The following is a 14509-nucleotide window of genomic DNA, read 5'->3' as shown; positions in this document are numbered from 1 at the left end:
CGGCCCGTTTATGCCTGGATGCCGCTTTTTCACCCAAAAGGATCTGATTTTCGATGCTGTTCAACCTGAAAAAGTTCTTTGGCGCCATGCTGATGCCGCTGCCGCTGTTGATGCTGCTGATGGGGCTGGCGCTACTGCTGCTGTGGTTCACCCGCTGGCAAAAAAGCGGTAAGACGATTTTCACGCTGAGCTGGCTGTTTTTACTGCTTTTCAGCCTGCAACCGGTGGCCGACCGGCTGCTGCGGCCGATCGAAGCCGAATACCAGACTTATCGCGGCAACGATCCGGTCAGCTACATCGTGGTATTGGGTGGGGGCTATACCTACAATCCCGATTGGGCGCCCAGCTCGAATTTGCTCGGCAACAGTCTGCCGCGCGTGACGGAAGGCGTGCGGCTTTATCTTGCGCATCCCGGCGCCAGGATGGTATTTACCGGCGCGTCCGCCGGACGCATGCAAAGCAACGCCGCCACGGCGGCGCTGGTGGCCGAAAGCCTGGGCGTGCCGCGCAGTGATATGGTGATCCTGGGGGAACCGCGCGATACCGAGCAAGAGGCCGCTCAGGTCGCCAAGTTGGTCGGCGAGCAACCCTTCATTCTGGTCACCTCCGCCAACCATCTGCCGCGCGCCATGCGTTTCTTCAAGGCCAAGGGCCTGCACCCGATCCCGGCGCCGGCCAACCAGTTGGCGATCGACTCGCCGCTGAATATCTGGGATCGCGCCACGCCGTCGTCAATGTTCCTCGGCCATACCGAGCGCGCCTGGTATGAAACGCTGGGCAGCCTGTGGCAATGGCTGAAAGGCGCGGACCGCGCCGGCGCCGAGTAAGGCCCGTTCAACCGGCCAGCCAGGGCAGCAGCTGTTGCGACGCATAGTCGAACGGCCGCCGCTCCAGCTTGCCGGTATGGATCAAACGCCCCACCGCTTCCCACACCACGTACAGCCAGCGCCGCGCCAGAAAAGCGTCGGCGACCGGCGCGCGCCGCAGATAGCTGAACAGCAGTTGGCTGGGCATACCCGCCTCGCACAGGCGGAAAAGATCGTATTCGCGTGGCGCCCACAGCACCACGCCGGGATTGAGCATCGCCAGCAGTTGATCGCTTTTGGGATCTTTCAGCATGCTGCGCAGCGACAGGTTGCCGTGCACCAGAACGCAAGGATCGTCGAAGCCGACGAAAAAATGGGTCAGCGCTTCGCGCGTGCGGTACAGCAAACGGCGATCCGCCATGGTCAGCTGCGGGGTGGTGAGATTGACCACCGTCGCCCACAGCACTTCGACCCGCTGTTGATACCAGCAAAACCAGTCGTTCTCCTGCGTGCTGTCAACGCTGCCGACGCTGCCGTGGCTGTCGATGCGGTGCCAGGCCAATATCCCGTCAACGATCTGCTCCATCAGCATATTCCAGCGATCCGGCGAACGCGTCGGCGCTTCAGCCGACACGCCGCGCAGGCGCTCGATCAGCAGGATTTCCTTGTACGGCGCCTGGTGGGTACACACCACGCCGTACACCGTAGGCAGGCGAATATCCCCGTCGCGCGCCAGCATTGACAGCTTGTACGCCTCCTGCTGGGCGATACCCTGACAGATAAAGCTTTTCGCCATCAGCGGGATCGCGTTGCCCTGCCGATCGTACAGCGAATACATATGCGCATAAGGCTGCTCGCTCACCCGCTCCAGCCGGCTGATGGACTCACCCAGCACAATGCTCAGTTCGGCGCGTAACTGCTCCATAAGGCATTCACCTCAGGCTAATAGGGGGGATGCGTAACATCATCGAACGGTGAGCGGAAAAATTCTTCAACGCAGATCAACAAAACGGGGATCAATAATGGAGGGTATTACATCGTCGGCGCGTTGCGCGCCGCGCCGACGAACTCAGGCTCAAGGTTGAATGCTGTCGCGCACGCGCTGGAGATCTTCCGGCGTATCGACCCCCACGCTCGGGATCGCTTTCGCGACCGCCACGTGGATTTTTTCACCGTACCACAGCACCCGCAGCTGTTCCAACAGCTCGATCTGCTCCAGTTGGCTCGGCGCCCAGCTGACGTAGCGGCGCACGAAGCCGGCGCGATAGGCGTAGATGCCGATATGACGCAGCAGGCTGTCGCCGATGCTCTCTTTCGACGCGGCGAAACGCTCGCGATCCCACGGAATGGTGGCGCGAGAGAAATAGAGCGCGTAGCCCTGCGCGTCCATCACGACCTTCACCGCGTTGGGGTTGAAAGCCTCTTCGGCGCTCTCGATCGGCACTGCCAGCGTCGCCATGCCGGCCTGGCTGCCTGCCAGATTATCAGCCACCTGACGCACGATCACCGGCGGGATCAGCGGTTCGTCGCCCTGCACGTTAACGATGATCTGATCGTCGGCAAAGCCGTAGTGCGCGATCACTTCCGCCAGACGCTCGGTGCCGGAATGGTGATCCGGGCTGGTCATGCACACTTCGCCGCCGGCGGCTTCCACCGCTTTGGCGACTTCAGGGTGATCGGTCGCCACGATGACGCGGCTGGCGCCGGACTCGCGGGCGCGCTCCATCACGTGCACCACCATCGGCTTGCCGTGAATATCGGCCAGCGGTTTGCCCGGCAAACGGGTTGAGGCGTAGCGGGCGGGAATAATAGCGATAAAACTCATGCGTGCTTCTCATCCAGCGACAGCGCACGCGCTTCATTTTCCAACAGCACCGGAATGCCGTCGCGCAGCGGGTAAGCCAACCCGTCCGCTTTGCACACCAGTTCCTGGTTTTCTTTATTGAAATAGAGTTTGCCGTTGCATACCGGGCAGGCAACGATTTCGAGTAAACGGTGGTCCATGCATCCTCCGCTAGGGGATTGGTCATCTGGGAAAGGCAGTGAGGATAGCATAACGCCCGGCCTCAGGTTAATCACCGGCGGCGCCAACCCAGCGATATTTCCTCAGCGCGCCGGCGCAACAGCTTGAACTGCGGCGCATCCCGGCGTAGAATTTTGTGATACAAATCACAAAAAGGCCGTGATACGTGATCAAACGTCTGCATAAAATCATCGCTCTGTTCGCTAACTTCAGCCACTGAGCCCCTTTGTAACGAGCGGCGCTGAACTTCGTTTTACCCCACCGACGGCGTCGCTCGTTATCCCACTTCCCAGCCGGCACCCCATTCAGCGGCCAACGCCGCCGGAATGTCGCCCAGCGCGACGCGTTGCGCGCCGTGCCATTTGGCCATACGCGCGATGGCCTGCCGAATATCTTGGGCCCGCCGTTTGCCGAAGCGCACCCGCGGCTCCACATGAAAGCTGATGATCTCGAACACCCCCTGGCGGCGGTGCGCCTTGGCGTCAATGCGCCCCACCAGTTCACCCCGATGCAGCACCGGCAAGGTGAAGTAGCCATAGCGGCGTTTTTCTTTCGGCGTATAGCACTCCAGCCGATAGTCAAAGTTGAACAGCTCGAGCGCCCGGCGACGATCCCAAACCACCGGATCAAACGGCGACAGCAGGCTGGTGACCGTCGATTTCAGCTTGCCCTGTTCCGCCAGCGGCAGCAATTCCGTCAGTGAGCCATGCACATAGAACTGCCCTTCCAGCCCCTCTACCCGCACCGGCGAAATCTCCCCCTGATCCTGCAGCTCTGCCAGCAAAGTTTTTGGCGCCACGCGTTTCAGCCGATAGTAATCCGCCAACCATTCGGCGCGGAAAATGCCCAGATAGCGGCAGGTGCGATGCAACATTTGCCGGCGCGCCCGCTCCGCAGGCAGCGCATGACGCGCATCGTCCCAGGCCGGCAGCAGCCTTTCGGTCAGATCGTAAACCCGGTGGAAATTGCGACGCTCGGCCACCATCAGCTTGCCGGCGGTAAACAGGATCTCCAGATGCCGTTTCTCCGGTTTCCAGTCCCACCATCCGCTGTTGCCTTTCTTCTCGGCGCTGAAATCGGCGGAGCGCACCGGCCCCTGTTGTTCGATGTGCCGCAGCAGGTTGTCCATCGCCGCCTGGTGCTGCTGCACCCAGTCGGCGGAATATTTCCAGCCCATATCATGCGGCGCCAGCATGCGATGCCGCAGCAGACCAAAATCCTCGATCGGCAGGAAACAGGCTTCGTGCGCCCAATACTCGAACAGCTTGCGGCCGGCGAGCGCCTGCTCCAGCCATTCCGGTTGATAGGCCCCCAAACGGCTGAACAGCACCAGATACGGGCTGCGGGCGACGACGCTAATGGTATCGATTTGTAACAGCCCCATGCGCTGGATCGCGTTCACGACGTCGTCGGGCCGAGCCTGGCGTTTAAGCGGAGAAAGCAGCCCCTGGGCGGCAAGGTGCAGCGCGCGAGCGGCGGTAAGGGAAATTATCGGGGTGGTCATCCTGATATCCGTGGCAAGTAGGCAATGGCCTGATAATAGTGGATATCGAGGGATTTATCTTCGCCAGTGCATGCGGGTGGCGACACCGGCACTGGCGAGGAAGGTGGATGCGATCAGAACGCGATAACGTCTGCCGCGGACAGCCCATGTGAGCTGCGATAGATCGAGAACTCGACGTTCTGACCTTCGTTCAACGACTTATTTTTGGTGTTGGCGATAGCGTTGCGATTGACATAGATTTCGTCGCTGCCATCTACCGGTGAAATAAAACCATAGCCTTCGGCCTGATTAAACCATTTCACGCGGCCCATTTTTAACACAGTATTTTTAAACATAACTTATATCCTTTTACTTGAGCATCCTTGACAACGTCATTTTTTATATTGTCTGGACGCTACCAGCCCATCCTAAAGTTTTTCGTAACAAACCTCTCGTGAGCAAAAAATAAAAAACCCGCACTAAGGCGGGCTTGTTGAACTTAATATCTTCCGCATGACTCAGCGCTGACGCATCACCATGGTTGTATTAAGATCTCTTATACGCGTTCCCTGTATTCTTACAGAGCAACTACGTTGGCGGCAGCCGGCCCGCGCGGGCTGTCCTGGATGGTGTACTCGACGCGCTGGCCTTCAGCCAGGGTCTTGAAACCGTCGGTCATGATTGCGGAGAAGTGTACGAATACATCTTTGCCGCCGTCGTTCTGCTCAATGAAACCAAAACCTTTGCTTTCGTTGAACCACTTAACCTGACCAGTCTTCTTAGACATTACATTTACCTTTAAATATATTTACAAAACCTGCCATAAGAGGCAATTGGGGCCGTTTCAGAAACATTACTTATGGGAGGTACTTAGAAGGTTCGTCTTTGAAGCGGAATCGGATGATAACGTTTTTGGAGGAACTGCTTAACTCTAAACTCGAACATAAATAGGTCTGGATTACAGGCCGACTTGCATTTACTCATAAAACTGGTGAATGCACAAGAGGTTTATTGTCTTAAATTCATAAATAAGCCGAATTTATTTTTATCTCCCTGAATATGCATGACTTAATTTAATGGTCGCCGCGGCCGAACCACCGCGTCTCTCCGCTCGCCAGGGCATCTTTTGCCCGTCTGTGCGCTGCAAATGAGAGCTGACGCATAAAACTCTAATATGCTTGCCACGTCTATAACAAATCCCAAACCAGATAGCTAAACTTGAGGGGAAAACAAGGCAGACGGCTTTTTCGCCAGCACTTTTGCCGCTAAAAACACGATTTTTCAGATTATGCTGAATCAAGGAGCTATGCGCATGACCGCCCAGCAGTTCGTTTCACCTAATGAAATCCGCGCCAGATTCTCTCACGCGATGTCGGACATGTATCAAAAGGAGGTGCCGCTGTACGGCGATCTGCTGGAGCTGGTGGCGGAAACCAACCGACAGGTTCTGCGCGAAGATGCCGCACTGGCTCATCAACTGCAAATTACCGGCGAGATAGAACGCCTGGCGATGGAGCGCCACGGCGCCATCCGGGTCGGCACCGCGGACGAGCTGGCCACCCTGCGCCGCCTGTTCCGGGTGATGGGCATGGCACCGGTCGGTTACTATGACCTGTCGGTGGCGGGCGTTCCGGTGCACTCCACCGCTTTTCGCGCCGTACACGAAGACGCGCTGCAGATCAGCCCTTTCCGCGTGTTCACCTCCCTGCTGCGCCTGGAACTGATAGAAGATCCCGCGCTGCGTGCGCTGGCCGAGCGCTTGCTGGCGCGCCGCCGCATCTTTACCGATCGCGCGCTGGAGCTGATCGCGCTGCAGGAAGCGCAAGGCGGGCTGAATGAAGTGCAGGCGCAAGAATTTGTCGAACAAGCGCTGGAAACCTTCCGCTGGCACAACCAGGCGACGGTCAGCGCCGAAGAATACCGGCAGCTGCACGATCAGCATCGCCTGATCGCCGACGTGGTGGCGTTTAAAGGGCCGCATATCAACCATCTGACACCGCGCACGCTGGATATCGATCGCGTTCAGCAGGCGATGCCCGGCCGCGGCATTACGCCCAAGGCGGTCATCGAGGGCCCGCCGCGCCGCCGTCGCGCGATCCTGCTGCGCCAAACCAGCTTCAAGGCGTTGGAAGAACGCGTCGATTTCGTTGAGCATGACGGCCGCGCCGTCGCCGGCCACCATACCGCGCGCTTCGGCGAAATCGAACAGCGCGGTGTGGCGCTGACGACGAAAGGACGAGAACTCTACGACCGTCTGCTGCAGGCCACCAACGATGCGCTGCAGGGGCCGCCGAGCGAGAAAAATGCCGAGCGCTACTATCAACTGCTGGAGGAAAACTTCCGGGCGTTTCCGGATGATTACGCCACGCTGCGCGAGCAACAGCTGGCCTGGTTCCGCTATTTCCCGACCGAATGCGGCCTGGCGGCCAAAGAGTCGCTGGATAAGCACAGCACTCTGGAGCAACTGATCGAGAAAGAACACGTTCGCTTCCAGCCGCTGGTGTATGAAGATTTTCTGCCGGTCAGCGCCGCGGGGATTTTCCAGTCGAATCTGGGGGACAGCCGCCACGCGCAGTACAACGCCGCTTCCAGCCGGGCAGCGTTTGAACAAGCGTTGGGCAGTGAGGTGATCGACGAGCTGGCGCTGTATCAGCAAACCCAGCAGCGTTCGCTGGAAGCCTGCGCGCAAGCCCTGGGGCTTGCCACGCTGACATCCTGAGGTTACTTGGTCAGCAGAGATTCGATATCCTGCAGCAGTTGCTCAGCCTGAGCGGACGGTAGCACCGCATCAACCGGCAAATACCACCAATTGGGCTGGGCAAAGGCGCGACATTTCACCGCGTCCTTCTCCGTCATCAACAGCGTTTGATCGGCAGCAACCAGCGCCGCCAGCTGCGCCTGCTGATATTCCTGATGATCGGCAAACGCCACTTCCTGCACCACCTCGACGTTCAGTTTTTCCAACGTCGCGAAGAAACGCGGCGGATGGCCGATGCCCGCCATCGCTACCACGCGCGGCAGCTCGGCCGCCGGGCGACGTTCACCGCTCAGCAGGTTCACCGCATCACGCGCCTGCAGGCGCATGGCAATTTCCCCGGCCTGCGCCACGCCGCCATTGGCGACGCGCGCATTGACACTGCCAAGCCGCGCAGCACGCTCGCGCATCGGCCCGGCCGGCAACCACCAGCCGTTGCCGAAGCGACGCACGCCGTCGATGACCACCAGCTCGAAGTCACGCTGTAAAGCATAGTGCTGCAAGCCATCGTCGGTGACGATCGCATCCAGCGGCTGTTGTTGCAGCAAGGCCTGCACCGCCTCTGCTCGCTTGGGCGCGATCGCCACGGGCGCACCGGTCCGCTGATAAATCAGCACCGGCTCATCGCCCGCCTCGCGGGTCGAGGTATTCTGATTGAGCACCAGGGGATAGACCGCCGACTTACCGCCGTAACCGCGTGACACCACACCAACGCGATAGCCCCGCTGCTGCAGGTGTTCCACCAGCCAGATCACCATCGGCGTTTTGCCGTTGCCACCGGCGGTGAGGTTACCCACCACCACCACCGGCACCGGCGAACGCCAGCTTTTGCGCAGGCCACAGCGGTAGCTGAGGCGGATCAGCCAGCTGAACAGGCCATACAGCCAGGAGAGCGGCAACAGCGCCAGATAAAGCAGCGAACCGCCGGACCAAATGCGCTCAATCATTATTGACCAAACTGCATGCGGTGCAGTTGCGCATAGGCACCCTGCCGTTCAAGCAACTCGGCGTGTTCGCCGCGTTCGACGATGCGACCGTCCTCCACCACCAGGATCTCGTCCGCCTTCTCAATCGTCGACAGACGGTGTGCGATCACCAGCGAAGTACGGTCTTTCTGCAGCTCGTCCAGTGCGGCCTGAATGGCACGCTCGGATTCGGTATCCAGCGCAGAAGTCGCCTCATCCAGGATCAGGATCGGGCAATCGCGCAGCAAAGCACGCGCGATGGCGATGCGCTGACGTTGGCCGCCGGACAGCATCACGCCGTTTTCACCGATCACCGTATCCAGGCCGTTTTCCATCTTGTTGATGAAGTCCATCGCGTACGCCATTTCGGCCGCTTTCTCAATCTGCTCGCGGCTGTATTCGCTCTCGCGCGCATAGGCGATGTTGTTGGCGATGGTGTCGTTGAACAGATGCACGTTTTGCGAGACCAGCGCCACCTGATTACGCAGTGAGGCCAGGGTATATTCACGCAGATCGTGGCCATCCATCAGGATTTCGCCTTCCTGAATATCGTAGAAGCGCGTCAGCAGGTTGGCGATGGTGGATTTACCCGAACCCGAGCGGCCCACCAACGCCACAGTCTTGCCTTCGGCGATTTTCAGGTTGATATCACGCAGCGCCGGCGTTTCTTTAGCCGGATAGTAGAAGGTGACGTTGCGGAATTCGATGTCGCCTTTCGCGCGCTTCACTTCGCGGGTGCCGGTGTCTTTTTCCTGTTCCATATCCAAGATGGAGAACAGCGTCTGGCAGGCCGCCATCCCACGCTGGAACTGGGCATTGACGTTGGTCAGCGATTTCAGCGGGCGCATCAGCGCGATCATTGACGAGAACACCACGGTAATGGTGCCGGCGGTCAGGGTTTCCATCACGCTTGGGAAGCTGGCGGCAAACAGCACGAACGCCAGGGCCAGCGAAGCGATCAGCTGAATGATCGGATCGGAAATGGAAGACGCAGAGACCAGTTTCATGCCCTGTTGACGCATGCGGTTGCTCACCGAGTTAAAGCGCTCGGTTTCCACCTGCTGGCCACCGAAGATCAGCACTTCTTTATGGCCTTTCAGCATCTGTTCGGCGCTGGTGGTCACCTGCCCCATGGTGTTCTGCATGTTCTTGCTGATGTTGCGAAAACGCTTGGACACCAGGCGAATGGCGATGGAAACGATCGGCGCCAGCACGATCAGGATCACCGACAGCTGCCAGCTGTAGTAGAACATCATGATGAACAGGCCAATGATCGAGGCCCCTTCGCGCACCACGGTCACCAGCGCGCTGGAAGAAGAAGACGCCACCTGCTCGGAATCATAGGTAATGCGCGACAGCAACGTCCCGGTGGATTGCTGATCGAAGAAGGCCACCGGCATTCTCATCATGTGGCCAAACAGGCGGCGGCGCATCTGCATCACCACCATGCCGGAAACCCAGGAAATGCAGTAGCTTGAAACAAAGCTGGTCACGCCGCGCATCAGCATCAGCGCAATCACCGCCAGCGGCATCCACACCAGCACGCTGCTGTCGGTTTTTCCAAACCCATCGTCCAATAACGGTTTAAGCAGAGACAGCATCAGCGTGTCCCCCGCTGCGTTCATAATCAACGCAATGGCGGCCACAATCAGCCCGGTCTTAAAAGGAGTGATCATCGGCCAGAGTCGACGGAACGTCTGCCAGGTCGAGAGATCTTTATCATTCATCATGCAAATACCAGCATCGGAAGAAATAGCGGCCTATTTTACTCATTATCGCCCTCTACGCCAAACCGCTGATGGTACCAACGGGGCATTAATTGTTCGCGAAAGCCTTTAATTTGCCAATCGTTGTCGAAAAAAAGCACCGACAACTGGCCGGAGCGCGTCGTATCGTGCCATGTAATGCCATTTGCCCGATATCGGGCGACCACTTTACGCGCCGGCAAACGCCATTTACCGTAACGAGATGCGGACGCCAGCGCAGCTTCGGGATTAACCGCGCGCAAAAAAGGCGGTGTTGAGGAAGTTTTGCTGCCATGGTGCCCCACCTGCAATACCGTGGCCGTTAAGCGGTCGCGCCGCAATCGGAGCAGCTGCGCCTCCGCCCTCTTTTCCGCATCGCCGGTGAGCAGCAGACTGTATTTCCCGTCGTCGATACGGATCACGCAAGAGTCGTCATTAACCGGCCTTTTGAGCATTTTCGGCGGCCACAGCACCTCGAATTGCAACGACTGCCAGCGCCAACGCTCGCCGGCGATGCAGGGTAAATGCCCTTCCCCGCGTATCGGGCTGCGCACGGTAGCTTGCGGGAACGCTCGCCGCATCGTCGGGAGCCCACCGATATGATCGAGATGAATATGGCTGATAATGATCTGCTCCAGCTCGATGCCCCGCCAGTTCAGCATCGGCAATATATGCCGTTCTGCGGCACTGCCTGTCGCCCAACGATCGCCGGTGTCGTACAGTATCCCCTTGCCGTTTTGCTCGATCACCACCGCCAGGCCGTGCCCGACATCGAGCATGTCGACGCGCCAATGGTAATCCGGTGCTTTACCTCGCCATAACACGCAGCATATGGCTATCGCTGCCAGTCCAGGCGCATAGCGCCACCACCAATGAAAGCGCCAACAGATAACGAGAAGCCATCCCGACGCGCTGGCAAGCAACGAGGCGGCCCCCAAATCCACCCAACCGCGCTGCAGATAATTTAACGGCACAAACACCCATCCCAACGTGAAATCCGCCAACCACCAAAGCCCGTAACTTAGCGAGGGGAAGATGCCGCAAATCAACGCCAGCAAAATCAACGGCACCGTCACCAATGAGACGATGGGCACCGCCCAGAGATTGGCCGGCAGCGAGGTCAACGTCAGGCCCAGAAACAGCGCGGCCTGCATCGGCACCAGCAGCAACGTCATGCCTAGCTGAATATGCAGCCAGCGCACCGGAGCCCAATACCACGCCGAACGAAATCGCTCGCCGAGCGGTGCCCACTCGAACCAAAAAATCAGGCACCCCACCGCCAGTACCGACAACCAGAAACTGTCTGACAAGACCGCCAACGGATCGCACAGCAAAATAAGCCCGATGCACCACAGCCACACTTGCCATGAAGAACAATGCACGCCGCGCAAACGCAGCAGCATCCACAGCGTCATCGCCAACGCGGTACGCACCGCCGGCGGCTGGGCGCCCACCAACCAAACATAGATCAGCGTCGCCCCCCAGCCCGCGATCAACGGAAAACGATAACCAATCAGATGGGCGGGGAGGAAAAACTGCAGAGCGCGCAGCACTGCCCAGAACAAAATGGCGACCATCGCAACATGTAACCCCGATATGGCCATCAGATGAGCGATACCGGTTTTCAACATCAGCGTGCGCAAAGCCTGTTCGAGCGCGGTTCTTTCCCCAAACGCCAACGCCAGCAACACCGCCTTGTAACGCAATTCACCAATGTTGGCTTCAGCATGGCTGATAATGCGCTGGCGCAGGCCGCAATTCCCCTCCAGCAAGCGCGCCTGCCTGACCTGAGCGGTCAACGGCTGGCGCTGTGCGATCGCCCAACGTTGGCTGTCGAAGCCTCCTTCATTGAGCTTGCCATGCACCGGCCGCATGCGCAGTTTCAATTGCCAACGCTGCCCGGCACACAGCCGTTGCTCTTTCGGAGCCCATGTCGTGGTAAACGCCAGCGCAGGCGCCAGCCAATGGCCGTCGACCCGCTCGATGCGCATCAGGGTCTGCTTACTGACGGCAGGCTGCAGTGCGACGCTGCTTATCTGCACCACCGCCGTCACTTCCGGCACGCGGCTTAAGCGATCCATTTGCCCGAGCAGGCTTCCGGCGTTGAAAACTGCCCATATGAATCCCAATCCCAGGCAGGCCAAATAACGGCAGAACGGCCAACGGGTGCGCAGCAGTAAACCGGCGACCAGCAGCATCGGCCACAGCAACCATTGCTCTGGCAACTGCGGTAAAAGCAGCAGCGGCAGGATGCCGCAGATAACGGCGAATATCGCCAGATCCAGCGAAATTTTGATCGCTCTTCTCCCATCGGCTTCACCATGAGCAAAAACGCGTCACGAAGAGCAAGCAGAATTATTCAAGCGACATGTCGCCGCCAGCGGGCTTTAGTGAGGATGCGGCGAGCACGGCAGGATAAGAGAGGCATATGCAGCAGCCACACCGCAAATGCGGCGCGGTACGCAATTCACAAGCAGAGCTAGGGGAATTGCAGGCGAAAAAAAACGGCGCCTTAAAGGCACCGTTTTATATTCTTTACAAGCAACAACGCTATGGGCAGTCAGCGACTAGCCATAGATATTGGCGCGGTCACGCAACTCTTTGCCTGGTTTGAAGTGAGGAACGTACTTGCCGTCCAGCTCGACTTTGTCGCCGGTTTTCGGGTTGCGGCCTACACGCGGGGCACGGTAGTGAAGAGAAAAACTGCCGAATCCGCGGATCTCAATGCGTTCGCCCTCGGCCAGCGTTGCGGCCATGTGCTCAAGCATCTCTTTCACTGCATCCTCAACGGCCTTCGCCGGAATATGAGATTGCTGGCCAGCAAGTCTTTCAATAAGTTCAGACTTGGTCATAGTACCTCCAAGCTTTGCAGCTAAACTACCGTATCGGGGCGGTCAGAGACCGCCCCCCGTCATTACTCGCCTTTAGCCGCTTTGAAAGCTTCAGCCATTGCGTTAGAGAAGTTGCCTTCTTCCTGTTTGTTGTTAACAGTTGCGATGGCGTCTTTCTCGTCAGCTTCGTCCTTAGCACGTACGGACAGGCTTACAACGCGGTTCTTACGGTCAACGCCGGTGAATTTGGCTTCAACTTCGTCACCTACGTTCAGAACCAGAGTTGCATCTTCAATGCGGTCGCGAGAGGCTTCAGATGCACGCAGGTAACCTTCTACGCCGCCTGCCAATTCAACTGTAGCACCTTTGGCGTCAACTGCAGTGACTTTACCAGTAACAATAGCACCTTTCTTGTTCATAGACAGGTAGTTATTGAACGGGTCTTCAGCCAGTTGCTTCACGCCCAGGGAGATACGCTCGCGCTCTGCGTCAACTTGCAGAACAACCGCTGCGATTTCGTCGCCTTTCTTGTATTCACGAACTGCTTCTTCGCCTGCAACGTTCCAGGAGATGTCAGACAGGTGAACCAGGCCGTCGATGCCGCCGTCCAGGCCGATGAAGATACCGAAGTCAGTGATAGACTTGATTTTACCTTCAACGCGGTCGCCCTTGTTGTGGGTTTCTGCGAACTGCTGCCATGGGTTGGATTTGCACTGCTTCAGGCCCAGGGAGATACGACGACGTTCTTCATCGATGTCCAGAACCATCACTTCCACTACGTCGCCCACGTTAACAACTTTGGACGGATGGATGTTTTTGTTGGTCCAATCCATTTCAGAAACGTGTACCAGACCTTCAACGCCTTCTTCGATTTCTACGAAGCAGCCGTAATCAGTCAGGTTGGTTACACGACCAGTCAGCTTGGTGCCTTCTGGGTAACGTTTCGCGATAGCAACCCATGGATCTTCGCCCAGCTGTTTCAGGCCCAGGGATACACGAGTACGCTCGCGGTCGAACTTCAGCACTTTAACAGTGATTTCATCGCCAACGTTGACGATTTCGCTTGGGTGCTTAACGCGTTTCCAAGCCATGTCAGTGATGTGCAGCAGGCCGTCTACGCCGCCCAGATCAACGAATGCACCGTAGTCAGTGAGGTTCTTAACGATACCTTTAACTTCCATGCCTTCCTGCAGGTTTTCCAGCAGTTGATCGCGCTCAGCGCTGTTCTCGGATTCGATAACCGCACGGCGAGAAACGACAACGTTGTTGCGCTTCTGATCCAGCTTGATGACTTTGAACTCAAGCTCTTTGCCTTCCAGGTGCAGAGTGTCACGTACCGGACGCACGTCAACCAGGGAACCTGGCAGGAACGCGCGGATGCCGTTCAGCTCGACGGTGAAGCCACCCTTCACTTTGCCGTTGATAACACCGGTTACAGTCTCAGCTTCTTCGTAAGCTTTTTCCAGCGTGATCCAAGCTTCGTGACGCTTAGCTTTCTCACGGGACAGCAGGGTTTCACCGAAGCCGTCTTCAACAGCATCCAGAGCAACGTCAACTTCGTCACCAACCTGGATTTCCAGCTCGCCCTGGGCGTTTTTGAATTGCTCAGCCGGGATGGCAGACTCAGATTTCAGACCGGCGTCAACCAGTACGATATCTTTGTCGATAGCAACAACGACGCCACGAACGATGGAACCCGGGCGGGTTTCGATTTCTTTTAAGGATTCTTCAAAGAGTTGAGCGAAAGATTCAGTCATGTTGTTAATCTTCAGGGTTCTTTAGTTTAACGTCCATTTAGCGTCCCGCCGAATGGGGTTGTTTCACATACCCCGCCATTGGCTCCATGCCGACAGGGTTTAAGGTTACAGGGGTAAAATTTTACCCGATATATTGCGATACCG

The 14509-nt window shown here is 57.8% G+C and carries 13 protein-coding genes; 2 read left to right on the top strand and 11 right to left on the bottom strand.

Going from position 1 to position 14509, the window contains the following annotated elements; all coding sequences use genetic code 11:
- Positions 1-53 precede the first annotated feature (53 nt).
- On the top strand, positions 54-827 hold the full coding sequence (elyC, locus tag SSARUM2_RS08540) for an envelope biogenesis factor ElyC (RefSeq protein ID WP_033646606.1): 774 nt from the start codon (positions 54-56) through the stop codon (positions 825-827).
- A 7-nt stretch (positions 828-834) separates the two neighbouring features.
- Here elyC and SSARUM2_RS08535 read toward each other — a convergent pair whose 3' ends face one another.
- The 6 genes from SSARUM2_RS08535 to SSARUM2_RS08510 form a co-directional block, all read right to left on the bottom strand.
- Positions 835-1731: a YcbJ family phosphotransferase gene (locus tag SSARUM2_RS08535; protein ID WP_033654240.1), complete on the bottom strand. Its 897-nt coding sequence runs from the start codon at positions 1729-1731 to the stop codon at positions 835-837.
- Positions 1732-1881: 150 nt separating this feature from the next.
- A complete protein-coding gene (gene kdsB / locus SSARUM2_RS08530) occupies positions 1882-2631 on the bottom strand; it encodes a 3-deoxy-manno-octulosonate cytidylyltransferase (protein ID WP_033646610.1) in 750 nt (249 codons plus the stop codon).
- Positions 2628-2810, bottom strand: coding sequence for a Trm112 family protein (locus tag SSARUM2_RS08525; protein WP_004928237.1), 183 nt, complete (start codon positions 2808-2810; stop codon positions 2628-2630). Before SSARUM2_RS08525 ends, kdsB begins: the two co-directional genes overlap by 4 nt.
- Before the next feature lie 296 nt (positions 2811-3106).
- The gene (locus SSARUM2_RS08520) at positions 3107-4333 is read right to left on the bottom strand and encodes a winged helix-turn-helix domain-containing protein (RefSeq protein WP_048321413.1); all 1227 of its coding nucleotides are present in this window, start codon (positions 4331-4333) and stop codon (positions 3107-3109) included.
- A 113-nt stretch (positions 4334-4446) separates the two neighbouring features.
- Positions 4447-4668, bottom strand: coding sequence for a cold-shock protein (locus tag SSARUM2_RS08515; RefSeq protein WP_004928241.1), 222 nt, complete (start codon positions 4666-4668; stop codon positions 4447-4449).
- A gap of 221 nt (positions 4669-4889) precedes the next feature.
- Positions 4890-5099 carry a cold shock domain-containing protein gene (locus tag SSARUM2_RS08510; RefSeq protein ID WP_019454537.1) on the bottom strand — a complete coding sequence of 70 codons (210 nt, stop codon included), beginning with the start codon at positions 5097-5099 and terminating at the stop codon, positions 4890-4892.
- A 525-nt stretch (positions 5100-5624) separates the two neighbouring features.
- On the opposite strand from SSARUM2_RS08510, the gene SSARUM2_RS08505 reads away from it, so the two are divergent.
- On the top strand, positions 5625-7031 hold the full coding sequence (locus SSARUM2_RS08505; protein ID WP_033637856.1) for a VOC family protein: 1407 nt from the start codon (positions 5625-5627) through the stop codon (positions 7029-7031).
- A 2-nt stretch (positions 7032-7033) separates the two neighbouring features.
- Here the strand turns inward: SSARUM2_RS08505 and lpxK are convergent, their stop codons facing one another.
- The 5 genes from lpxK to rpsA all read right to left on the bottom strand — a co-directional run bounded on the left by lpxK (position 7034) and on the right by rpsA (position 14365).
- Positions 7034-8014 carry a tetraacyldisaccharide 4'-kinase gene (gene lpxK, locus SSARUM2_RS08500; protein WP_033637855.1) on the bottom strand — a complete coding sequence of 327 codons (981 nt, stop codon included), beginning with the start codon at positions 8012-8014 and terminating at the stop codon, positions 7034-7036.
- Positions 8014-9762 carry a lipid A ABC transporter ATP-binding protein/permease MsbA gene (gene msbA / locus SSARUM2_RS08495; RefSeq protein ID WP_021504329.1) on the bottom strand — a complete coding sequence of 583 codons (1749 nt, stop codon included), beginning with the start codon at positions 9760-9762 and terminating at the stop codon, positions 8014-8016. The genes lpxK and msbA overlap by 1 nt, the downstream gene beginning before the upstream one ends.
- A 35-nt stretch (positions 9763-9797) precedes the next feature.
- A complete protein-coding gene (locus SSARUM2_RS08490; RefSeq protein ID WP_080434103.1) occupies positions 9798-12068 on the bottom strand; it encodes a ComEC family protein in 2271 nt (756 codons plus the stop codon).
- Between the two features lie 276 nt (positions 12069-12344).
- Positions 12345-12629, bottom strand: a complete 285-nt coding sequence (ihfB, locus tag SSARUM2_RS08485; protein ID WP_004928264.1) for an integration host factor subunit beta — start codon at positions 12627-12629, stop codon at positions 12345-12347.
- Positions 12630-12691: 62 nt separating this feature from the next.
- The gene (gene rpsA / locus SSARUM2_RS08480) at positions 12692-14365 is read right to left on the bottom strand and encodes a 30S ribosomal protein S1 (RefSeq protein ID WP_004928267.1); all 1674 of its coding nucleotides are present in this window, start codon (positions 14363-14365) and stop codon (positions 12692-12694) included.
- Positions 14366-14509: the final 144 nt, after the last annotated feature.

It is taken from the genome of Serratia sp. K-E0102 (assembly GCF_029962625.1).
GTDB lineage: Bacteria > Pseudomonadota > Gammaproteobacteria > Enterobacterales > Enterobacteriaceae > Serratia > Serratia sarumanii.
Note: the sequence above shows the minus strand (reverse complement) of the source record. Positions and strands in the feature narration are given on the sequence as shown.